Below are 21,936 nucleotides of genomic sequence, written 5' to 3' on the forward strand. Positions count from 1 at the left end.
CGAGGAGGAATTTTGATAAAGCGGATACTAAGTTTATTGCTGACGGCGATGCTGCTGGCCTGCCTGTCCAGTTCTGCGTTTGCGGCAGAAAGAAATAACCCCATCGACCCTTGGACGTATCAAAGTCTTCTGGGCCGTGGAATGGATGTAGACTGGTGCAAGACCAGACAGGGCATGGAGACGTATGACCGGCAGATTGTGGAGAATTTCCGGGATATGGGGCTCTCCCATGTGCGCATCCGCGTGAAGGATGATGCCGACGAACAGCTCTTTTCCGTTCTGGACCGGGTAATCGATGACTGCCTGGACTGCGGCGTCATTCCGGTGCTGGCTTATCAGGCGGATGACATGAAAAACCAGCCCACACAGAAAAACATCGACCGGGTGGCCGACTGGTGGCAGACCGTGGCCGAACGGTATCGGGATAAGTCCTATCGGTTGTCCTTCGACCTCGTCATTGAGGTGACGAACGCTCTGAACGATAAGCCCGAACTTCTGAATGATATTTACGAGCAGTTGGTGTCCGTGGTCCGGAAATCCAATCATGACCGCATCCTGATGATCTCCCCCCGCCTGCGGTCCGATTCGGCCTATCTATCTGATTTGGAGATCCCATCTGATGCCAACGGATACCTGATGGCGGAATGGCATTTCTATGCGGCAGGTCCGTCCAAGACCAATGAGAAAAAACTGTGGACCACAGGCACTCCGGCAGAACGGCAGTTGGTACAGAGTAAGATCGACAAGGCGCTCCAATGGCAGAGGGAAACGGGCATCCCCACCTGGGTGGGCGCCTGGATGCCGGGAAATTACAACGACGGAAATGACTATACGCTGGATGAACAGCTGGCATTCGCCTCCTTCGTGGCGCAGGCACTGGAAGATGCCAGTATCCCCTTTGCGGTAAACTCGGATACAAAATTCTACGACAGAGTGGAAAAACGCTGGTATTCTGAGATGCTGCCGCTGACAATGGAGCTGTTTCAGCCGGAATCGCTGCCTTTTTCCGATGTGCCGGAAGGGGCGTGGTACTATGATTCTCTCCTGTATGTGTATCAAAACGGGATATTCTCCGGTACTTCTGCCACGACTTTTTCACCCTATCAGAATATGACCCGGCAGCAGCTTTGGACGGTGCTGGGCCGTATGGCGGGGGAGAAATTGTCCGGAAGCGGCGTATACAGCGCCGCCAGATCCTGGGCGATCCGGGCCGGGGTGTCTGACGGTTCTGATCCCACAGGTACGCTTTCCCGACAGCAGCTGGTCATGCTTCTCTGGCGTTTCGCTGGGGAGCCGACGTCTGTCCAAGACCTTTCCGGTTTTTCGGATGCGGCACAGGTTTCCTCCTATGCGAAGAAGGCTATGAGCTGGGCGGTGGAAAATCAGATTCTGACGGGGAGCGGCGGCTGCCTGCTCCCACACGGAACAGCTACCCGCGCACAGGTGGCCGCGATCCTGAGCAGGTTCAGCATAGGCTCGTAAAAATGCGTTCAAGTTGGTTGAGACAATAAAAGATTCCTTTTCATGTGTTGGTGTTAAGCTTTCGGAAAATCGTTCGTCAAAATAACGGAAAGGGATTCGCTTGTAAGTTAGTGAATCCCTTTCTGTTGCCCGACAAACTGGAATTGTTATCTTTCTATTGCCTTCTCAATCATCTCAGTTTTTTCAGCCCTTCCCATCAGCCGAGATAGTATTTGCACCATAACGACGGTGATTGTAGCGGGATAACTTCTGTTTCCAGCGGCATTTTCTCCACGATTTACTCTTTGCGTAGAGCACAATCATAAACCTTTCCATCCTTCACGATTGCAAAACCAGCCATCACATCGACCTCGACAGAATCAATAAAGAACTCCATAAAGGTTTTTGCCCGGTACATAGGGTTTGGAATTGAAGCAGATGGAAAACTTTCACCCATTTCCGATAAAATTGTGCGGACGCATTCCGCATCACAGTCAGTGACCATTAAATCAATGTCGTGGAAGTCGGAGGTGATGCCCTTGAAATACAGCAGCATGGATGCACCCAAGGCCCATTCGACACCTGCCTCGTTCAGTCGATGTACGATTCGCAACAGCAACTGGATTTTTTCTTGTGTTTTCTCCATACGGTTCTCCCCGAATTATCAGAGCGGCTGCATCATTTCAAGGATAATGCCATCCGGGTCTCTGAAATAAAAAGCTCGGCTTTCCCCAAATTCATTTGCTCTGAAATCGAAATATTGCGGCTCAGACAAGCACTCCACATGATTTTCGATATCATGAAGATCTGGCGCACTTAGCACTGCTGATAATAATTTTGGAAAGTTTTAGTGTGAGAATACAGATTTTGCCTCGGTGATGAACGCTTTCAATGAAGGGTTGTCTTGTATGGATTTATAGTAGATGCCAAAAGAAGTTGGATTGACCCCCTTGATCGGGATTTTTACAAGTCGATGGTTTACGGGGATCAAAACCTCCGGAAGAACAGAAATTCCTTATCCGGAGGATACTAATAGGGAGAACTATGCGCGTGAAAGTGTGGAATGACCATGGGAATCCCGTCAAACTGCTCCACAGCGGCATCCATACCGTAGACGGCCCGGATGTTCTCGGACGTCACCGCTTCCCGGCCACCGGAGGCATACACGGTGCCGTCCTTCAAAAACAGGAAACGGTCGCAGAACCGCAGGGCCAGGTTCAGGTCGTGGATAACAACCAGCACGGCGATATGGTGGCCGTGGGCGCAGTGGCGGATGAGCTCCATGGACTCGTATTGGTTGCGGGGGTCCAGGCTGCTTGTGGGCTCGTCCAGCAGCATCAGCTTCGGCTCCTGGGCGATGGCCCGGGCCAGCATCACCTTCTGCTGTTCGCCGCCGGAGAGCTGGTTTACATACCGCAGGCGGCAGTTTTCCATTCCAACGGCCCGCAGGGCGTGCTCCGCCACATCATAGTCAATGTCGGAGGGGCCCCATTTCATGTGGGGCTTGCGGCCCAGCAGCACCGCGTCGAACACCGTGGTATGGGCCAGCTCATTTTTCTGGGCTACATAGGAGATCTGCTGTGCCTGCTGGCCTCGGGTCATTTGAGTGACAGGGGTGCCGTCAATCAGGACGCTGCCTGACGAGGGGCGGCGGAGACGGCTGATACAGGAGATCAGCGTGGACTTTCCCGCACCGTTGTTGCCCAGCACCGCCACGCACTCGCCCTGCTCCAGAGAAAAACTCACGTTCTGCAAAATGGGGCGGGAGCCATAGGCAAAGGAGAGGTTTTGAACTTCTATCATCGTAGCGCCTCCCCTCTGAAAATCAGCAGCAGGAACAGCGGCGCCCCCAGGAGGGACGTGATGGCGCCGATGGGCAGAATGGCGGGCGGCAGGATGACCTTCGCTGCCAGGTCGCCCAGGAGGAGCAAGGTGCTGCCTGCCAGAGCGGAACAGGGCAGGAGAAACCGATAATCGCTGCCCACGAACCGGCGGACGATGTGGGGGGCGATGAGGCCCACAAAGCTGACAATGCCCACGAAAGCCACCGCCACCGAGGCGATCAGGGTGCAAAGGCCCATGCTGATATAGCTCAAAAGATCCACGCTTACTCCCAGACTCTTGGCGGTTTGGACGCCGCTGCTCAGCGCGTTGTAATTCCAGCGGTTCCAGAGGAAGTAGACCAGAGCCGCCAAGGTGACCGCGTACATCAGCCGAATTTCCGACCAGCCAGGACGGCCCAGGTCGCCGAAGGTCCAGTAGACCACGGTGGACAGCTGCACGTCATCGGCGAAGTATTGCAGCAGGGTGGTGGCCCCGGAAAAGAGAGAACTGAGGGCCACGCCTGCCAAAATCATGGAGGAGGGAGAGGCAGACCGCAGGCGGCACAGGATAAGAATGACCGCCGTTGTGGCAAGCCCCCCCAGAAAAGCACAGAGGGTCACGGTGCCGGGGGAGCTGATGGTGACGGCAGTACCCGCGTTGGCGGCATTTTGGGCGCCGGCATCCAGGGCGATGATGGCGAGGGCCGCGCCGAAGGCGGCGCCCTGGGATACGCCCAGCGTGGAAGCAGCGGCCAGTGGATTGCGAAGAACGTTCTGCATCACGCAACCGGACAACGCTAGGGCGGCGCCCACCACGATAGCCACAGTGATGCGAGGCAGACGGACGTGGAATACGATGGCTCGGCTCTGGGCTGTGCCGCCGCCTGCCAGAGTGTCCGCCAGCTCCGCAAGGGAAAGCCCGGCGGAGCCTGTGGTCAGGGACAGCAGGGCTGCCGCCAATACCGCCGCCAGCAGAACAAGGGTCACAAGCCGCTTCCGCCGGAGAAACAGGCGGTAGCTGTCAGGTGTCGCCGTATGAAGCTGTTCACTGTGCAGATCCAAGTTCAATCACTCCAAAGGTGAGGCCGTTGGCCTTCATGTCGTTGTAATAGCGGCGTCCCAGCAGGAATTCCAGGATATCGTCGGCCTTTTCGGCAATATTCACGTCATCAAAGCGCTCAGGATAGATGACGCTGCCGGCATAGTAGGCGTCAGCCAGGGCGTAACCCACGTTGGTGGAATAGTTGTTGAAGGAGACGCAGGCGTAAAGGTTGCCCTCCCGGACCGCAGTCAGGGAGTCAAAGAAGCCGGGATTGGTCTGGTATTCGTCCCGAACAAGGCTCATGTTGCCGGGGTCCAGGAAAATCAGCTCCGGGTCCCAAGCCACCACCTGCTCCGGGTCAGCGTCAAAGTAGCCGGTCTCGCCCATCTCGTCCGCCACGTTGTTAGCGTGGATGGCCATAAGGGGGCCGAAGTTGGAGTAAGTCCCGGTAAAGCCGTGAGCGCCGGAGAAGGTCACGGCGCCGGCGTAAACGGCAGGCTTGCCTTCGTCAGGGATGTCCGCCGTCCGGGCGTCCAGGTCAGCCTTGCAGCCGTCGATGTACTGCAGGACTTCCTCGCACCGCTCCTGAACCCCCAGCACCTCGGCGGCCACCCGCATGGCGGTGTAAAAGCTGTCGTCGATGAAGTTGATGCTCTTGGCCCGGATGGACACGCAGGGAATCCCGGTGGACTGCGCCAGATCTTCCAGCGCCTCCTGGGTATAGCCGGACAGAATGACGTCCGGCTGCAGGCGGATCAACTCCTCCACGTAGGCGGTGTTGGCGGTGCCGCCGCCCTTGCCGATGGAGGGCAAGGCGTCAAAGGTATCGTGATAAACGTAGGCATAATCCCGGAGGGTGGAATCCGCATATTCCTTGTCACAGTCTTCTACGCCCACCAGCCGGTCAGTGCATTGCAGATAGGTCACCATACGCAGGGCACCGGAGCCGGTGCACACGATTGCTTTAACTTCAGCGGGAATGGTAACCTCACGGCCGAAACTGTCAGTGACAGTGCGGGCAGCAGAAGACTCTGGCTCGGTTTCTTGGGCGGTGGGGGATTTTTGGCTGCAGGCGGCCAGAGACAGCAGCAGGGCGCAGAATAATAGGGCGGAAACTATTTTTTTCATAAAAGTGATTCTCCTTTATCGGTCGTAGGGATGGAAACAGTGCAGGCAGACCACCTTGCCGTCCTGCAGACGGGCCATGTGCTCTGCTACGCCCTCACCACAGCAGGCACAAGTGAGTGTGGTGAAGATGCGGGCTTTTTCAGGCAGAGGCTCTTTGGGCACAGTCACGCTGAATAGCTCTTCTAATGGTGCAGTATAAATCTGCTGCTTACGTTCCTCACGGCTAAGGGGTGTCTGATTCCGCTTGGCAATTACCCGGAAACCTTCACCAGTGGCACGGTCAAAGAAGGTATAGGCGGTTTTTCCAGTGCAGTGGTAGATAAAATTCCCCTTGCCCAGAGTACAGCCCAGCAGAGCCTGAATTGCATCGCCGGGGCAGGCGTCAGTCTCAGCGATGCAGACCAACTCCTCATCGTGGGCGGACGTCCGGCCCAGACGTAGCCGTACAAACTCGCACAGGCGGACGCCCAAAGCCAGACCAGGACATTCATGGCCATGGAATGCCACCGCCTTTTCCCACATAGCCTTATCCATTCTGCGATACCTCCCCGCGGATGGCGGACAGCACGTCCTCCCAGACCTTCTGGAAGGGCAGCCCGGCAGTTCTGGCGGCAGAGGCCACATCCTCGTATTCCGGCTTTTTCCGGTGGATGCCCTCGCCGTCGGCGCACTTGACGCGGATGGGGCCGTAGGCGGTCTCCACGGTTTTGACAGAGGGCGTCAGAATGTACTTTCCGCAACGGCGGGTGCGGACGCCGTTGGTGGTGGTCTCCCGCAGGATGGCGTGGGCGATGCGCCCTTCGTCCCTGGGCTTGCAGAGCACGGTGAAGCTGACGCCGGCCCGACCCTTTTTCATGGTCAGGGGCGCGCAGGAGATGTCCAGAGCGCCCTGGGCCAGCAGTTGCTCTCCGGCAAAGGCCAGGGCCTCCGCCGTCATGTCGTCGATATGGCAGCACAGCTCCACGATCTCCGCCTGCTGGGGGGCGCCGCTTTCACCCCAAAAGGCCCGGACACAGTTGGCGGCGGGGAATTCCTTTTTGCCCACGCCGTAGCCGGTCTTCTCCAGAGACATGACAGGCATGGGGCCGAAGCTCTCAGCAAAGTGGGTCAGCAGGGCGGCGCCGGTGGGGGTACACAGCTCTCCCCGGATGTCCCCGGTGTAGCAGAGGACGCCCTCCAGCAGGTGGGCGGTGGCGGGAGCGGGCACCGGAACGATGCCGTGGGCGCAGCGGACTTGGCCGCTGCCCAGATGGACGGGGGATGCCGTGATGTGGTCGGGGCGCAGCATATGGACCGCCAGGCAGGCGCCGGTGACGTCCGCCACCGCGTCCAGAGCGCCCACCTCATGGAAGTGGATCTTCTCCACCGGCATCCCGTGGGCCTTGGCCTCGGCGTCCGCAATGCGGGCATAGATGGACTTGGCGGCATCCTTTACCTCCGCCGGGGCATCCAGGGCATCCAGCAGGGCGGCGATGTCCGCCGGAGCGGTGTGATGGTGGGTATGGCCATGGTCATGGTCATGGTCGTGATGATGGTCATGCGCATGGCTGTGGTCGTGCTCATGATGGTGTTCATGGATATGGTCGTGGTCATGGCCGCAGCCCAGAGCCACATCGTGGCTGTGCTCCTCCTCGCCGCGGACGGTGACGTCCATGTGGGTGCCGGTGATGCCGCAGGTAACAGCCTGCCGGGGCTGAATCTCCACGCCGGGGAACAGGCGGTTCATGGTCTCCAGAAAATCCTGCTTTTCGGATTCGCTCATCAGCTCATACAGCGCCGCCATCAGCATATCGCCGGCGGCGCCCATGTTGCATTCCAGATATAATGTCTTCATTCTTTCGCACTCTCCATCTGATTGATCCGGCCGGCCAAGAAGCCCGCGCCGAAGCCGTTGTCGATATTCACCACGCTGGTCCCGCTGGCGCAGGAGTTCAGCATGGACAGCAGGGCGGAGATGCCGCCCAGGGACGCGCCGTAGCCCACACTGGTGGGGACCGCGATGACGGGGCAGTCTACAAGGCCGCCCACCACGCTGGCGAGGGCGCCTTCCATGCCCGCCACGGCGATGACCACCCGGGCGCTCATCAGCGGCTCCAAGTTGCCCAGCAGCCTGTGCAGGCCTGCCACGCCCACATCGTAAAGCCGGGTGACTCGGTTACCCAGTGTCTCGGCGGTAATGGCGGCCTCCTCAGCCACGCCCATGTCACTGGTACCGCCGGTGGCCACTACGATGGAACCATGTCCTTTCACCGGCTCTGGAAGGGCCACCGCCAATTTGGCGAGAGGCTCATACCGCAGCGGGAACTGCTCCGCCAGGTAGTCCGCCACCTCCTGCCCAATGCGGGTCACCAGAATATTGCGGCTTCCCCGTTTCTCCATGGCGGCCAGTATGCCGCCGATCTGCTCTTTGGTCTTGGACTGGCCGTAGATCACCTCCGGCACGCCCTGACGGACGGCGCGGTGGTAATCCACCTTGGCGTAACCCAGGTCCTCAAAGGGGGCCAGCTTCAGGTGCAGAAGGGCATCCTCCGGCGTCAGCGCACCGGACTGCACATCCTGTAGGACAGAGAGAATATCGTGCTTGCTTGCCACGTCTGTCACTCCTTTCAGTCGCTGTTTTTTCGGGCCGTTAGATCCAGAGAGAACAACGGGAAGATGGGGCCCAGCCCGGAGCGGATCTCATGGCGCATTGCCCAGGCATCATCCTGCTGGTCTTCCGTTACCTGAATAACTGCCGCGCCTCCGCGGAGCCTGATGCGGAAATCCCGGAAGCCCATGGAGGCAAGAAGGTCCTCTCCCTGCTCCACCTTCCGCAGAGCTTCCTCTGTGATGGGAGTCCCGGCGGGGATGCGGGTGGCAAGGCAGGCGTAGGAGGGCTTGTTCCAGACGAACAGGCCGGCCTCCCTGCACAGCGCACGGACATCGCCTTTGGTCAGGCCGCACTCCCGAAGGGGAGAGCGGACCTCTAACTCCCGCAGGGCCTTCATGCCGGGGCGGTCACCCGCGTCATCCGAGGCATTGGTGCCATCAATGACCAGGGAATACCCATCGGACGCGCCCTGCCGGAGGATGGCAGCAAATATCCTGTGCTTGCAGTAATAGCATCGGTTCGCAGGGTTAGCTATCACTTCCGGATGCTGAAAGATGTCTGCCTCAATCACAGTCAGTGGCATGCCGCATTGTGCAGCGACCTGCTTGGCGTCTTCCAGTTCAAATGCGGGCTGGAATGCGGAATGGACATAATAGGCACGCCAGTCCCGGCCATATTTCATGGCCGCCCAGACCAGAAGGGACGAATCCACTCCGCCGGAATAGGCCACTGCCCCGCGCGGATTTTGCTCAAAAAAATCTGATAACTGCATATTGCACCCCTAAAAAAGACAATAGGAAGGTATCTGCCCCCTTTGAGAGGGCAAATACCTTCCTGGCATTTAGTTTCGTCAGTTCTTTTATTTGATAATGGAACGGTAAGACTTATACAGCTTCTGCCGATTCATCCGGCTTCTGCCGGATTCTAAGTCTGTAAGGATGTAACTGAACAATGGATCGCACCACTAACACAGCGCTTTCCACCAATTTGGACATCGACTGTTCAGGAACGCCGGCAATATAGTTGTCGCAAAGATTCACGGGAACAAAAATGCGCTTTGCGGAACTTTGTCCAACAGCAAGCGCCATCGTTGGCGTAATCTCTCCGTACATGGAATCCGCGATGGCGATGCCAGAAGCGCCGACAATAATATCCGCCTTGCGGCAATTCACAACAACAGCATTTTCACCAGTGGCGGCATGTTCTGCACCGGCTTTGAGCATAGCACTCGTTGCTAATGCATTCGTGCCAACCGCAATAATCTCAGACTCTGGGAAAGCAGCTTTTAATGCAGACACCAGTTGACGCCCAAGTCCACCCCCTGTCCATCAATGACAAGTATTTTCATGCAGTTGCACCACGCTTCCTGTTTCGTAGAATATCGTCAAAGTTTCTTGATATGTTAAGTATAGCATGGGATAAAACAAAAACAAAATGCTGATTTTGCATGGATTTTACAGTTTTTAATTCCGCATAGGAATGTCATTTATTCCAAGTCCTACCCAATTTTACTGCTCTCCTGCATTCTCAGATTCCTGTTTGTTTTCATATAAAGTACTACAGAAATAAGAAGGGCAAGCATATCTGTAATAGTCTGTGCCCAAATAACACCATACATTTTAAAAACTGCATTCATGAGAAGAATCATTGGAATATAAATGATACCCTGCCGACAGGCAGAAATAATCAGAGCTTCTTTTCCCATACCCATAGCCTGAAACACATAACATATCTGAAAATTGAAAATAACAAAAGGCATCGCAGTGCAAACGATCCTTAAAAAATCCGCCGCAAGTACTATGGTAGTGCGTTCATTAATGAATAGTCGAATAATCTGCGATGGTAACAATTCATAAACAGTGATTAATACACTGGCAAAAGCCATGCTGAAAATCATTGCACACCGAATTGTTTGTCTCATGCGCGAATAATTTCCTGACGCATAATTATAAGCCACAAGCGGCAACATTCCTTGACCTATTCCAATGGCCGCGCTGTATGGAAATTGATATACGCGCTTTATAATACCCGCTGCTGCCAACGGAATATCCCCATAGTCAGCTGCCATCCGGTTCACAATAGTATTCGATACACAGGTCAGCATCGTGCCCAATGCAGTTGGAATGCCTACTACCAAAACCGAGAGGATATGTTTCTTGCTTTGGAATATTCCTTTCAGCGAAAGGCAAAGAACTGTCCTGTTTTTCAGGTGGAAAAAGCAGATCATTAAAAAAAGCGTTGAAAACACATTTGACAGCATCGTGGCAACCGCCGCACCTGTCACTTCCATTCCGGGAGGCAAAAGTCCAAACATAAAAACAGGGTCCAGAATGATATTCAGAATTCCACCCAGACCGATCCCAAGACTTGCTTGCCTCGCATAGCCTACGCTCCGAAGAATATGGGCGGCAGTTATGCTGAGTACCGTAGGGACGCCACCTACAATAATTGCCCATACGGCGTATTGCTGTGCATATGGCAAAGTATCATTACTGGCCCCCATAATTCTCAGCAATGGCTCCATGAACATGAATACCCCCGCAGAATACACAAGTGACAGCAAGAGAGCCCCATACACACTAAACGCACAAATATGCCTGGCACTTTCTTTCTCGAACTTTCCAAGCAATCTGGATATCAGGCTCCCGCCGCCAATGCCAAATAGGTTTGCGATTGCCGTCAAGAATAAGTGGAGAACAAACGCCAGTGATAGTGCCGCTACTTTATATGGGTCGTTTGTTTTTCCGATGAAAAAGGCATCTGCCAGATTGTAGACCGTGGTGATTAGCTGGCTCAAAATCGTAGGCAGGGCCATAGCTGCCAGAGCCTTTGGCACAGGCATATCCTCAAAAATACTCTGATCGATGTCCTTGTTCATCCTCAACCTCCAATACCAGACAATTTGGTCATTTTATATTATAAGCAGGCAGCTAATTTTGGACAATTCTCATTATGAATGAGAATTACCCGATCTCATGCAACGCAGGAATCTATCAGCAAAATCGTTTTTTCCAAGCTGAGATTCATAGAAAACGCCTATCCCCTACCCGCACATATTCAGGAATTCGTTTACCTGCCCTCCACAGCTACCAGTATTGTTCTGAACCACACCAAAACAGTAGTAATAACATCGGTTTGCGAGATTGACTACTACTTCCGGATACTGAAATATGTCTGCCTCAATCACGGTTGGGGGCATTTTGCATTGAATGGCGACGTTCTTGGCAGTCCTCCAATTCACATGTGGGTTGAAATGCAGGATGGATGTAGCAGGCACACCAGTCCCGGCCATATTTCATAGCCGCCCAGACCAGAAGGGATGAATCCACCCCGCTGGAAAAGGCACTGTCCATCATGGATTTTGTTCAAAAAAACCGATAACTGTATATTGCACCCCTAAAAAGACAACAGGAAGATATCTGCCCCCTTCGAGAGGGCAAATATCTTCCTGGTATTTTTGCTTCATCAGTTCTTTTATTTGATAACGGAACGATAAGACTCGTACGACTTCTGCGCTAAAAATGCATAAGCAAAAACAGCTCCTATAACGCAGATTTAATATGCTAAATTTGGTAGTCTGTGTGCAGCAGATGATGGGCCTTCTCCCCCAGGGGCTTTTTCAGGTAAGTCCGGTACAGCTCCTGGATATCTGGGTTCTCGTGAGAGAAGCGGATATCGGCCTTGGAATCCAGCTTCCACAGCTGACTGCCGCGGGAGGCCGCCATCTCCACACCCTCGTGGATGGGCTGACCGCCGCCGCCGGCGCAGCCGCCGGGGCAGGCCATAACTTCCACGAAGTCGTAGTCCACCTCGCCGCTGTCCACGGCCTCCATCAGCCTGCGGGTGTTGGCCAATCCGCTGACCACCGCCACCCGGACCTTTCCGGCGCCGGGGATCTCAAAGGCGGCTTCCTTCCAGGGCTTGCTGCCCCGCACCTGCTCGAACGTATCCGGGTCGGGGTTCTTGCCGGTCACCAGATAGTAGGCGCTGCGCAGGGCCGCGTCCATGACGCCGCCGGTGGCGCCGAAGACCACCGCCGCGCCGGTGCCGCTGCCCAGGGGGCTGTCGAACTCCGCCTCCTCCAGCTCAGCGGGCACGATGCAGTCACTGCGGAACAGGCGCACCATCTCCCGGGTGGTCAACACCATGTCCACATCCGGGTCGCCGCAGGCGTCCTTCATGGTGGGCAGCTCGCTCTCCGCCTTCTTGGCAGAGCAGGGCATGATGGACACCACAAACAGCTTGTGGGGGTCGATGCCCTTCTTCTCCGCGAAGTAGCTCTTGGCCACGGCACCGAACATCTGCTGGGGGACTTGGCGGTGGACAGGTTCTCCGTATAGTCGGGGAACTCCGTCTTCAGGAACCGCACCCAGCCGGGGCAGCAGGATGTGAACATGGGCCAGCGGTACTTCCCACGGTGGGTGAAGCGCTCGATGAACTCACTGCCCTCCTCCATGATGGTCAGGTCGGCAGAGAAGTTGGTGTCGAACACATAGTCGAAGCCCAGGCGCTTCAGGGCGGCCACCATACGGCCTGTAGTCCCCTGCCGGGGGCTCATGCCGAATTCCTCTGCCCAAGCCACCCGGACCGCCGGGGCCACCTGGACCACGGTGGTGATCTCCGGGTCCGCCAGGGCCCACAGAACCTTGTTGGTGTCATCCCGGGCTGTCAGGGCGCCGGTGGGACAGTGGGTGACGCACTGGCCGCAGAACACGCAGGCGGTGTTTTTCAGATAGCGGTTGTAGCTGACATCCACGGTGGTGCGGGAGCCGGTGCCCGCCACGTCCCAGATGTGCATGCCCTGGATCTTGTCGCAGACCTGGATGCAGCGCATGCACTTGATGCATTTGCTGGCCTCCCGGACGATGGGAACGCTCAGGTCCACATTGGAGCGCTCTGGCTGCACCGCATAGGGCTGGTAGTGGATATTCAGGTCATTGGAAAGCTTCTGCAGCTGGCAGTTGCCGCTGCGGACGCAGACCGTGCAATTGGAGTTGTGCTGGCTGAGGATCAGCCGCAGATTGGTCTTCCGGGCCTGCCGGACCCGGGGAGAGTTGGTCTGGATCACCATGCCCTCCGCCACCTCGGTGTTGCAGGCGGGGACCAGGCGGTTGACGCCCTCGATCTCCACCATACACATACGGCAGGCGGCGATCTCGTTGATCTCCTTCAGAAAACACAGGTGAGGAATGGGGATGCCGGCCTTCTCGGCGGCTTCCAGGATGGTGGTGCCCGCCGCGACGGACATCTCCCGGTCATTGATCTTGAAGTTTACCATTTCTCCACACGTCCTCCCTTGAAGTTTCCGTAGCCAAAGTGATCGCACCGCAGGCAGCGGGCAGACTCCTGGGCGGCCTCTTCGTCCGTCATGCCGCACTCAATGCACTGGAAGTCGCACTTGCGCTCACTGGCGTCGCGCTCACTGGAATTCACGCGGCCATGGGGATGGATTCCCTTGCTCCAGGCTGCGGGCACCGTGACATCCACCTTGATCTCATGGTTGAAGCCCAGATATTCGTCGATGTTGGCAGCCGCCGCCTTGCCAGCCGCAATGGCACGAATAACGGTGGCAGGACCGGTGACGCAGTCGCCGCCGGCGAACACGCCCTCCATATCGGGGATTTGGGTGCTGGTGTTAGCGTCCACGTTGCCGCCGCGCTGGATCTTGATGCCGCTCTCCTCCAGGCCCCGGGACTCGATGCCCTGGCCGATGGCCACGATGACCGTGTCGGCGGGGATCCGCAGAGGCTCCACGGAGGCGGTGTTGGGCCGGGGACGGCCGGCCTTGTCCATCTCGCCGATGATCTGGGGCTGGGTCCAGAGGGCCGTCACGTGGCCGTTCTCGTCCGCCTCGATCTTCAGCGGCGCCTGGAGGGTCAGGACCTCGGCGCCCTCGGCAATGGCGCCCTCCACTTCCTCCTGCTGAGCCGTCATATCCTCCTGGCGGCGGCGGTAGACACAGGTGACCTTGGCGGCACCCAGGCGGATGGCGCTGCGGGTCACGTCCATGGCCACGTTGCCGCCGCCGATAACTGCCACGTTCTGGCCGGTGAAGTCAGGCATCTCCTCGTCGCCGATGCGGCGCAGCATCTCCACGGCGGAGATGACGCCCTGGCTGTCCTCGCCCTCAATGCCGGTCTTTTTGTCGGTATGGGCGCCGATGGAGATGTACAGGCAGTCATGCTCCTTCCGGAGCTGGTCGAAGGTGACATCCTGGCCTACCTTCACGCCGGTCTTGACTTCAATGCCCAGGGACAGGATGGAGTCGATCTCCGCGTCCAGCTTCTCCCGGGGGAAGCGGTAGCTGGGGATGCCGTAGCGCATCATGCCGCCCAGCTTGGTCTGCTGCTCGTAGACCGTGACCTTGTGGCCCATGAGGGCCAGGTAGTAGGCGGCGGAGAGACCGCCGGGACCGCCGCCGATGATGGCAACGGACTTGCCGGTAGCGGGAGCCTTCTTGGGCTGGGGCACATTGCCGGCGTGGTCCACAGCGTAGCGCTTCAGCCCACGGATGTTCAGGGCGTCGTCCACCATGTTCCGGCGGCAGCGGGCCTCGCAGGGATGCTCGCAGATGTAGGCGCAGGCGGTGGGGAAGGGATTGTCCTTCCGGATAAGCCGCACGGCATCGGCGCAGCGGCCCTCGTTCACCAGGGAGATGTAACCGGGGATATCCACGCCGGCGGGGCACAGAGCCACGCAGGGCACCGGGTTCTTCAGGCTGCCCAGGCAGCGGTGGTGGAGAATGTGCTCCTCATAGTCATCCCGGAAACCCTTCAGGCCCATCAGCACCAGATTGGCGGCGTCAATGCCGATGGCGCAGTCCGCCGTGTCCACGATGACCTGGGCAGTGGCCTCGATCCGGTCCAGGATCTTCAGCTCGGGCTCGCCCTCCAGCACCTCCCGGATCATGTTGGAAAGCTGGGTCAGTCCGATGCGGCAGGGCACGCACTTGCCGCAGGTCTGGGCCTGGCACAGGTTCAGGAAATTCAGCGCCATATCCACAGGGCACAGGCCCGGAGGGCTGGCGGCGATCCGCCGTTCCATGTTCCGGTACAGCTGCTCCACCACAGCCTGTGCCTGACCAGGCATCTTGACTTCTAATCTGCTCATAAACCTTTCTTCATCCCTTTCTGTTTCCATTCGGCAGATATATACATTTTCTTTTCTTTCGCTTTGATTTCCCAATAAATCAGGAATGTCAGAATTTCTCACAATATGGACGCATGTAGTTTCGTGCGGCTACGTTCCCTCTCAGATTGAATATGCAGTATGGGTAGCAATTGTAAAATTGCTACCCATACTGGGAGAGAGTATATCCCATTGGGAGGTGAAACCAACAGGATATGGCAACGAGCGTTCTCCTTTTCTCTACAGGCTATCCCGTCTATTTTGAAAAGATTATCTTCAGTGAGATATGTAGAAACCCAAACTTTTACAAAGCCAGTATTACGCAAATTATCGCAGTTTTAGCGAATACACCTATAGTTTGAATATCTGCAACAATCATTTTTTTCTACGCAAAAAGCATAACATAATTACGCAAAAATGTGAAATTCTCCTTTTTTATAGAAATTTCGGAAAAGCAATTCTAAATACGCATACATTAATCAAGTCGAAAGTAATTGTAAAAAGGGAGGAATTGCATGCTTTCTTTTCATGATCTATAATTTATTCCACGTATTTTCATCTCCACAAGTTCCTTAGCTCCACCCGAACCCGTGGGTTTCTCGGTCAGGGAAATGACAGGACCATATGCTTTCATGCGGTCCTGTCATTTCTAAAAATTCTATTACATGTTGTAAATAAGTTCAAAGGCGTCATGCACAGCCTTAAAAATATTTGCAGGTTTCTTGCAAGAGCCGATCTCATATACCTCGATACCAGTGCCAATCAGAGCTTCTTTCATGGACAGATTGGAACGCATACCAATGGACATCACGACCGTATCCGCCTCAAGTGTTTTACTTTCCCCATCCGCAGACTGAATCACTGCTCCCGCATCATTGATCTCCAACAGCCGATTTCCAGTATAGACGGGAACATGGTAGTGCTCCATCAGATCTTCAAGCATGGACTTGCACTGGTTGGGGACAAATTCCAGGCTCATGAGATTGGGCATGGCTTCCACAACTGAAACCTTTTTCCCCTGCAATGCAAAATGCATAGCAGTCTCACAGCCAATCTCACCGCCGCCAACAACAACCACCGTTTCACCAACAGGTTTATGCCCTTCCAACGCATCGATAGCGGAAACGCTCTTGGGATGATCAATTCCGGGAATGCTGCGCGGCATAACAGAAGATGCACCAACAGTCAAGATAACTACATCGGGATGCGCGGAAATAATATCCCTATGGGTAATTTCCTTATTCAGGACAATATTCGCATTCAGTTCCTTAAGTTCACGCTGATACCACAGATTCAAATCTGTGACCTCGCCCTTTAAGGGACGGTTGCCTGCCGCCAGCAGTTCGCCGCCAAGGTGGTCAGACTTCTCATACAGTGTGACTGTATGTCCCGCTTGAATCGCCGCACGAGTCGCTTCCATACCTGCCACGCCTCCGCCTACAACCATAATGTTCTTGGGAGTCGTTGCCTTCCGGGGCGGATAGAACGATTCTCTCATTGCTCTGGGATTCACAGCGCATGCGGGAGGGAGGCCCTGGTCTTCAACGCGGCCAATACAGCCAAAGTTACAGCCGATGCACGGGCGAATCTTTTCAGGCATGCCCAACTCTGTCTTCTTGGGGAATTCAGGATCAGCCAAAGAAGGGCGGGAAAGAACGAAGGCATCCGCTTGTCCGTCTCTCAGTGCTTTGGCACAAATCCAGGGATCACCCATACGAGAACCAGCCAGAATGGGGATCTTGACAGCTTCTTTCGCCTTAGCATACAGTTCCAATCCATGCCCCTTCGGCATATAGGCGGGGGGCATGCATAATAAAAGGAATCGTATGTACCGACATCTACACTCAGCGCATTAACTCCATAGGACTCCAACATCTTGCAGATTTCGATGCCCTCTTCCAATGTACGCCCCGCCTCGTTTTCTCCCGTCAGAGAAGCCTTGTTGAACGCCTTAACGTAGCTCTTCAAGCCCAGGCGAACAGAAATCGGATAATCATCACCACAGGTTTGATGAATTCCCTCGATAATTTCTTTGACAACACGCATACGGTTTTCCAATGTGCCGCCATATTCATCCGTGCGCTGATTGGTCATGGCCATGACAAACTGATCCAGCAGATAGCCCCAGTGCACAGCATGCAGTTCAATGCCGTGAACACCTGACTTTTTATAAAGTTCAGCAGTCTTGACCATCAGTTCAATTTTCCTCTTGACTTCATCTGTTGTAAGCGCGGTAGAAGTCATAGATGGGATGCTGTAAATAGGCAGCGGAGAAGGGGTCTTAAATCCTGGCGCTGTTCTTCCTACACCCATCGATGCCTGGCAAAACAGTTTTGTATCATACGCCCCCAGGCGCTCTACCAACCGTTCTGCACCCCTGCGAAAAACAGTCGGATTATACAGTGGGCTCTTCATGCTTTTGGGGTCAAAATAATCGATCTCCGTATCCGTGAAGAGAACGCCAGTGGTAATGAGGCCAAAGCCGCCTTTGGCCCGCTCCAAAAAATACTCTTGGACAACATCATTCCAATCTTGCAAGGAACCCTGAATACCGGAAATGCCCATTGGCCCCATGCAGAAGCGATTTTTGATTTGGACCTTGCCAATGTTGAATGGGGTAAACAGTTGGTTCATGTCTTCCTGTGTCACTTCCGGTGTATTAGGATGATGATTCTCGTACATACTTCCGCCTCCCAGTAAAATGTCTTTTGTAATGATAGGGCATCCAGTTGCGCTGTGTTTATTACGTGATGGGTTATTTCAATTATATCTTTCGCAAGAAATGTTGTGAAATACCGGTTTCTGATTGTTTTGAAGGTTTGTTTATACTTTTTTTGCATAGAGATATGGCATGTGCCTTATGACTTTGTGGAGTATTAACAAGGGGCTGGTTTTCAAATTTCCTCTTGCCAAGCATAGTTTTTTGTAATAACCTGAAATTAACAGCATAAAACCTGATTGAATTGCCGCGATCATTGTGTGGGAGGGCTTTTATGGACTATAAAAGTATTGTCTGCTTTCTGCGCGTTTGTGAACTGCACAGCTTTACTAAGGCCGCAGAAGACCTCTATATTTCTCAACCGGCGCTGAGCCGACGCATCCTCGCGTTAGAAGATGAACTGGGCGTAAAACTATTGGATCGCGCAAACGGTGGCTTGCAGCTCACAGAAGGCGGTAAACTGTTTTATTCGGATGCCAAAAAGCTCATCAATGTAGAAGCAGCTTTAAAGCAGAAGATGGAAAAGCACCGTGATGGCTTTTACGGCGAGGTACGTATCGGATATAGTTCTTATTGTTTTATGGAACCTCTCATGCATGCTGCGCATATGTTGGGAGAAACCTATCCCAACATTGAGCCAGACTTCCAGTCTATGTCTCCCCGATATGCGATTTACAGCTTTTTACATGGGCAAATAGATATCGCTTACCTTTGCCGGGGTGATATTCCTCAAACAAACGATTCTGTTATTGAGGTAATTGCAAAGGCCCAGTCTGTCATTTTAATTCCCAAAGGCCACAAACTATGGGACAGGCAATATGTAACATGCTCTGATCTGGTGGGAGAACGGTTTGCAATATCAAAAACCAAAAGCCAGGTTTCGGATTCCATACGTGAGAGCTTTGAAGCCAAAGGAGTATTCCTTGAAAACGCCCTACAATGCGAATCTGCAAACACCAGGATCTTTCAAATCGCAACTGGAAGATATATCGGCATGGACGGAGTATATTCATCTAAATATTTCGATTATTATGCGGATTGCATTCGTGCGATCCCTTGCGCGGATATGGATTTTAACTTTGCTGATTATTGCGCGGTGTATCATCCATCCAACGGAAATGCGGAACGCTTTGTGAACTGTATGATAGAGAATTCTGAAAAGCAGAAATAAATAATAGGCATTCATGCTCGCTGTCCAACTTGGATGGCGAGCATTTTTTTGCTGTAAAAGACAGACACCCTATGTCGAAAGCGAATGATAAGGCACGCATTTTGATAATTAGCCGGCATTTCACATAAAAGAGGCAGTGTGATAGAGTGAAAATGTAAGCAAATTGGATAAAACCGCATATCCAGCTTCAAAATGCAAGGAGGTAAAATGATGGAAGTTCGCGAAAAAGTGTCCAATGAGGATCTGCAGGCATATCTGAAAACGCTCGTAGAAAAGAGCAAGGTTGCACAAAAACAGTTCGAACGCGATTATACCAAGCAGCGGCCGATCGATGAGGTCGTTAGAGCAATCGGCAAAGCTGTGTGTGACAATGGCAAAACCTTAGGTGAAGAGGCATTTGCCGAAACCGGTATGGGCAATGTGGAAAGCAAGATTGCCAAGCTGACGAATGTGGCCCTGCTCCAGTGGGTCCAGATGCGCGGGAAAAATTCAGTGGAGTACGAGGATTGTCCCGGCGAACCCGGCGTCAAGTATCTGCCCAAGCCCATGGGTGTAATTGGTGCCGTAATGCCCAGCACAAATCCGATTGCTACTATCATCGGCAATGCCATGATGGCTCTGAAGTGCCGAAACTCTATTATCATTTTGCCTCACCCCGCTTCTGTGAAGGTCTCTATGAAGACAGTAGACATTATGAGAGCGGCACTGGAGGAAATCGGTGCCCCAGCTGACCTGGTTCAGTGTATCGACGGTGAATACGCAAGTATTGAAGCGACGATGCAAACTTTGTCCATGTGTGACTGCAATGTCGCAACTGGCGGTGCCGCAATGGTGAAATCCGTTTATTCTGTCGGCAAGCCCGCTTTTGGCGTCGGCCAGGGTAACTGCCAGGAGATCATCGACCGCGGCATGACAGACGAAGAATATGAGCGCCTGGTTAAACTGGCTATTATGAACAGAACCGTCGACAATGGCGTTCCCTGCGGCGGTGAACAGACTGCTCATGTTCCTGAAGAACTTCTGGATAAGTATCTCGGCTTCATGCAGAAGAACGGCTGCTTCCTGGTCGACAATGACGATGATATTGCCAAGCTGCGCGATGCGATTTTCCCCGGCGGAGGCACCAGCATCAACAGAAAGGTTGTCGGTAAGCAGCCCCATGAAGTTGGCGTAATGGCGGGCATTGAGGTTCCAGAAGACACAAAAATTCTGCTTGTGAAGAACCAGGCCTGGGGCACTCGGGACGTTCTCTGCCGTGAGATTCTGTTCCCTATCATTCGCTATACCACTTATCAGAAGTTCGAAGACGCTGTCGACAGAGCAATCGAGAATCTGGAAGTCGAGGGAAAAGGTCATAGCAGCTGCATCTGGAGCCACGACCAGGAGCATATCGAGTATACTGCCAAACGAATTCCGGTGGGACGCTTCCACATCAACCAGCCCACTGCTGGCTACAACAATGGTGTCAGCAAGACGATTACCATTGGCTGCGGTACCTGGGGCGGCGGTTTCCCCTCTGAGAATCTGCAGTATTATCACCTGATGAATAAGACCAGAGTGTCTGTGGAACTCAAGAACCCCAAGCCCTGGTGGAATGAGGGATGGGACAGCTTCGAACCGTTCGACATGGGAAACTGACCGGAGTATGACTATGAAACTGTATGAGGGACTGAAGGTAGTCGAATTTACTACCAATATTGCCGGTCCGACTGTGGGACAGTGGCTTGCCGAATACGGTGCGGAGGTTATCCACATCGAAAGGCCCGTCATCGGTGATGACAGCAGAGCATATCCGCCATTGGTCAACGGCATCAGCATCAAGTATTGTACTCTGAACCACGGAAAAAAGTCCGTTATCCTTGATTTAAAAGACCCGGATGGAAACAAAATTGCCCGCGAGCTCTGCAAGGACGCCGATATCGTACTGGAAAGCACCCGTCCCGGTGTCATGGACCGATTGGGACTGGGGTATGAGGCTATGCATGAGTTGAATCCCAGACTGATTTACTGCTCCGTCTCGGCATGGGGGCAGACCGGCCCCTATGCACACCGCCCTGGTTATGACCTCATTGCGCAGGGTGCATCCAGTATTATGTATTACAACGGTGACGAAGAAACTGGCCCTGTAAAGATTTTTACAGAAATTGGCGATCAGTGCGGCGGTTTGGCAGGCTTCGCTGCAGTCAATGCCGCACTGTACTACCGCGAAAGAACCGGCCTGGGGCAGCATGTGGATATCTCTCTGGTCAGAGTCCTGGCATCTATGTCTGTAAAACTGGACGATCTGCGTATCCTCCACAAAAAGACAGAGAAACAGGGCAATCAGGGTTCCCCCCTTCTGTGCCCTTACGGTGTCTTTAAATGTCCGGATGGCAATTGGATCATTATAGCCGCGTCCAATAACGCTTTGGCATTCCAGTTCTTCCGGGTCATTGGCCGAGAGGATCTGATCTCCGACCCCCGCTTTGAAACCAACGTAAAACGTGTTGAACACCAGAAGATCCTGGCACCCATTATGTACGAATGGTTCGACAAAATGGGTACGATCGACAACATCGAGAAGGCGCTTCTGGAGGGCGGAGTTCCTTGTTCGCGGGTATACAGTTATGAAGATGTGGACAAGGATCCACATTATCATGAGGCTGGTTGGTTTACTGATATTCCTATGCCCGAAGAAATGACCGATCTAAAGGCCCGTAGGATCGTAAGCAGTCCCTTTGGTTTCTCCGAGATGTCTCCTGAGTATATTCCCACCAAGGGTTTTGGCGCATGGAACCATGAGATCATCGGGGAATTGGGATATACTCCCGAGCAGATCGACGAGCTTCAGGAGAAGTGGAAGCAGGCTATGGCAAAAAATTGATTAGCAGTCTG

Annotated in this window: 17 protein-coding genes and 1 pseudogene; 4 read left to right on the forward strand and 14 right to left on the reverse strand. The window is 54.1% G+C overall.

What is annotated here, in order from left to right:
- Positions 1-12 precede the first annotated feature (12 nt).
- Positions 13-1,482, forward strand: coding sequence for a cellulase family glycosylhydrolase (locus EIO64_RS06885; RefSeq protein ID WP_136891038.1), 1,470 nt, complete (start codon positions 13-15; stop codon positions 1,480-1,482).
- 277 nt (positions 1,483-1,759) lie between these two features.
- Here EIO64_RS06885 and EIO64_RS06890 read toward each other — a convergent pair whose 3' ends face one another.
- The 14 genes and pseudogenes from EIO64_RS06890 to EIO64_RS06955 form a co-directional block, all read right to left on the reverse strand.
- Positions 1,760-2,107 (reverse strand): nucleotidyltransferase family protein, encoded by a 348-nt coding sequence (locus EIO64_RS06890; protein ID WP_249390833.1) that lies wholly within the window; start codon positions 2,105-2,107, stop codon positions 1,760-1,762.
- 383 nt (positions 2,108-2,490) lie between these two features.
- On the reverse strand, positions 2,491-3,264 hold the full coding sequence (locus EIO64_RS06895; RefSeq protein ID WP_136891039.1) for an ABC transporter ATP-binding protein: 774 nt from the start codon (positions 3,262-3,264) through the stop codon (positions 2,491-2,493).
- Positions 3,261-4,340, reverse strand: coding sequence for a FecCD family ABC transporter permease (locus tag EIO64_RS06900; protein ID WP_136891782.1), 1,080 nt, complete (start codon positions 4,338-4,340; stop codon positions 3,261-3,263). Before EIO64_RS06900 ends, EIO64_RS06895 begins: the two co-directional genes overlap by 4 nt.
- Positions 4,330-5,454 carry an iron ABC transporter substrate-binding protein gene (locus EIO64_RS06905; RefSeq protein WP_136891040.1) on the reverse strand — a complete coding sequence of 375 codons (1,125 nt, stop codon included), beginning with the start codon at positions 5,452-5,454 and terminating at the stop codon, positions 4,330-4,332. The genes EIO64_RS06900 and EIO64_RS06905 overlap by 11 nt, the downstream gene beginning before the upstream one ends.
- Before the next feature lie 15 nt (positions 5,455-5,469).
- Positions 5,470-5,988 carry an FmdE family protein gene (locus EIO64_RS06910; protein WP_136891041.1) on the reverse strand — a complete coding sequence of 173 codons (519 nt, stop codon included), beginning with the start codon at positions 5,986-5,988 and terminating at the stop codon, positions 5,470-5,472.
- Positions 5,981-7,288: a nickel pincer cofactor biosynthesis protein LarC gene (gene larC / locus EIO64_RS06915; protein WP_136891042.1), complete on the reverse strand. Its 1,308-nt coding sequence runs from the start codon at positions 7,286-7,288 to the stop codon at positions 5,981-5,983. The genes EIO64_RS06910 and larC overlap by 8 nt, the downstream gene beginning before the upstream one ends.
- Positions 7,285-8,046, reverse strand: coding sequence for a nickel pincer cofactor biosynthesis protein LarB (gene larB, locus EIO64_RS06920; RefSeq protein ID WP_136891043.1), 762 nt, complete (start codon positions 8,044-8,046; stop codon positions 7,285-7,287). The genes larC and larB overlap by 4 nt, the downstream gene beginning before the upstream one ends.
- A gap of 14 nt (positions 8,047-8,060) precedes the next feature.
- Positions 8,061-8,816, reverse strand: a complete 756-nt coding sequence (larE, locus tag EIO64_RS06925) for an ATP-dependent sacrificial sulfur transferase LarE (protein WP_136891044.1) — start codon at positions 8,814-8,816, stop codon at positions 8,061-8,063.
- 112 nt (positions 8,817-8,928) lie between these two features.
- Complete coding sequence (locus EIO64_RS06930; protein WP_346730084.1) at positions 8,929-9,342, reverse strand: DUF3842 family protein; 414 nt, start codon at positions 9,340-9,342, stop codon at positions 8,929-8,931.
- 200 nt (positions 9,343-9,542) lie between these two features.
- The gene (locus EIO64_RS06935; protein ID WP_136891045.1) at positions 9,543-10,922 is read right to left on the reverse strand and encodes an MATE family efflux transporter; all 1,380 of its coding nucleotides are present in this window, start codon (positions 10,920-10,922) and stop codon (positions 9,543-9,545) included.
- 685 nt (positions 10,923-11,607) lie between these two features.
- Positions 11,608-13,322: pseudogene (locus EIO64_RS06940) on the reverse strand (NADH-dependent [FeFe] hydrogenase, group A6).
- A complete protein-coding gene (locus EIO64_RS06945) occupies positions 13,316-15,154 on the reverse strand; it encodes an NAD(P)-binding protein (RefSeq protein ID WP_136891046.1) in 1,839 nt (612 codons plus the stop codon). Before EIO64_RS06945 ends, EIO64_RS06940 begins: the two are co-directional and overlap by 7 nt.
- A gap of 679 nt (positions 15,155-15,833) precedes the next feature.
- Complete coding sequence (locus EIO64_RS06950) at positions 15,834-16,946, reverse strand: FAD-dependent oxidoreductase (protein WP_158629713.1); 1,113 nt, start codon at positions 16,944-16,946, stop codon at positions 15,834-15,836.
- Positions 16,853-17,854: an oxidoreductase gene (locus EIO64_RS06955; RefSeq protein WP_136891048.1), complete on the reverse strand. Its 1,002-nt coding sequence runs from the start codon at positions 17,852-17,854 to the stop codon at positions 16,853-16,855. Before EIO64_RS06955 ends, EIO64_RS06950 begins: the two co-directional genes overlap by 94 nt.
- 311 nt (positions 17,855-18,165) lie before the next feature.
- Between EIO64_RS06955 and EIO64_RS06960 the strand changes: the two genes are divergently transcribed.
- From EIO64_RS06960 to EIO64_RS06970, 3 genes are all read left to right on the forward strand, one after another.
- Positions 18,166-19,062, forward strand: coding sequence for a LysR family transcriptional regulator (locus EIO64_RS06960; protein ID WP_136891049.1), 897 nt, complete (start codon positions 18,166-18,168; stop codon positions 19,060-19,062).
- A 207-nt stretch (positions 19,063-19,269) separates the two neighbouring features.
- Positions 19,270-20,700, forward strand: a complete 1,431-nt coding sequence (locus EIO64_RS06965; protein ID WP_158629714.1) for an aldehyde dehydrogenase family protein — start codon at positions 19,270-19,272, stop codon at positions 20,698-20,700.
- A gap of 13 nt (positions 20,701-20,713) precedes the next feature.
- Entirely contained in the window at positions 20,714-21,925 is a 1,212-nt protein-coding gene (locus tag EIO64_RS06970; RefSeq protein ID WP_158629715.1) for a CaiB/BaiF CoA transferase family protein, read from the forward strand.
- Positions 21,926-21,936: the final 11 nt, after the last annotated feature.

Source organism: Dysosmobacter welbionis, from assembly GCF_005121165.3.
Classification (GTDB): Bacteria; Bacillota; Clostridia; order Oscillospirales; family Oscillospiraceae; genus Oscillibacter; species Oscillibacter welbionis.

Excerpts from the sequence above, each read along its gene's own strand:
- EIO64_RS06890 (WP_249390833.1), bottom strand. The coding sequence starts at position 2,107 with ATGGAGAAAACACAAGAAAAAATCCAGTTGCTGTTGCGAATCGTACAT.
- EIO64_RS06910 (WP_136891041.1), bottom strand. The coding sequence starts at position 5,988 with ATGGATAAGGCTATGTGGGAAAAGGCGGTGGCATTCCATGGCCATGAA.
- EIO64_RS06905 (WP_136891040.1), bottom strand. The coding sequence starts at position 5,454 with ATGAAAAAAATAGTTTCCGCCCTATTATTCTGCGCCCTGCTGCTGTCT.
- larC (WP_136891042.1), bottom strand. The coding sequence starts at position 7,288 with ATGAAGACATTATATCTGGAATGCAACATGGGCGCCGCCGGCGATATG.
- EIO64_RS06960 (WP_136891049.1), top strand. The coding sequence starts at position 18,166 with ATGGACTATAAAAGTATTGTCTGCTTTCTGCGCGTTTGTGAACTGCAC.
- larE (WP_136891044.1), bottom strand. The coding sequence starts at position 8,816 with ATGCAGTTATCAGATTTTTTTGAGCAAAATCCGCGCGGGGCAGTGGCC.
- EIO64_RS06895 (WP_136891039.1), bottom strand. The coding sequence starts at position 3,264 with ATGATAGAAGTTCAAAACCTCTCCTTTGCCTATGGCTCCCGCCCCATT.
- EIO64_RS06965 (WP_158629714.1), top strand. The coding sequence starts at position 19,270 with ATGATGGAAGTTCGCGAAAAAGTGTCCAATGAGGATCTGCAGGCATAT.
- EIO64_RS06955 (WP_136891048.1), bottom strand. The coding sequence starts at position 17,854 with ATGTACGAGAATCATCATCCTAATACACCGGAAGTGACACAGGAAGAC.
- EIO64_RS06970 (WP_158629715.1), top strand. The coding sequence starts at position 20,714 with ATGAAACTGTATGAGGGACTGAAGGTAGTCGAATTTACTACCAATATT.
- EIO64_RS06945 (WP_136891046.1), bottom strand. The coding sequence starts at position 15,154 with ATGAGCAGATTAGAAGTCAAGATGCCTGGTCAGGCACAGGCTGTGGTG.
- EIO64_RS06935 (WP_136891045.1), bottom strand. The coding sequence starts at position 10,922 with ATGAACAAGGACATCGATCAGAGTATTTTTGAGGATATGCCTGTGCCA.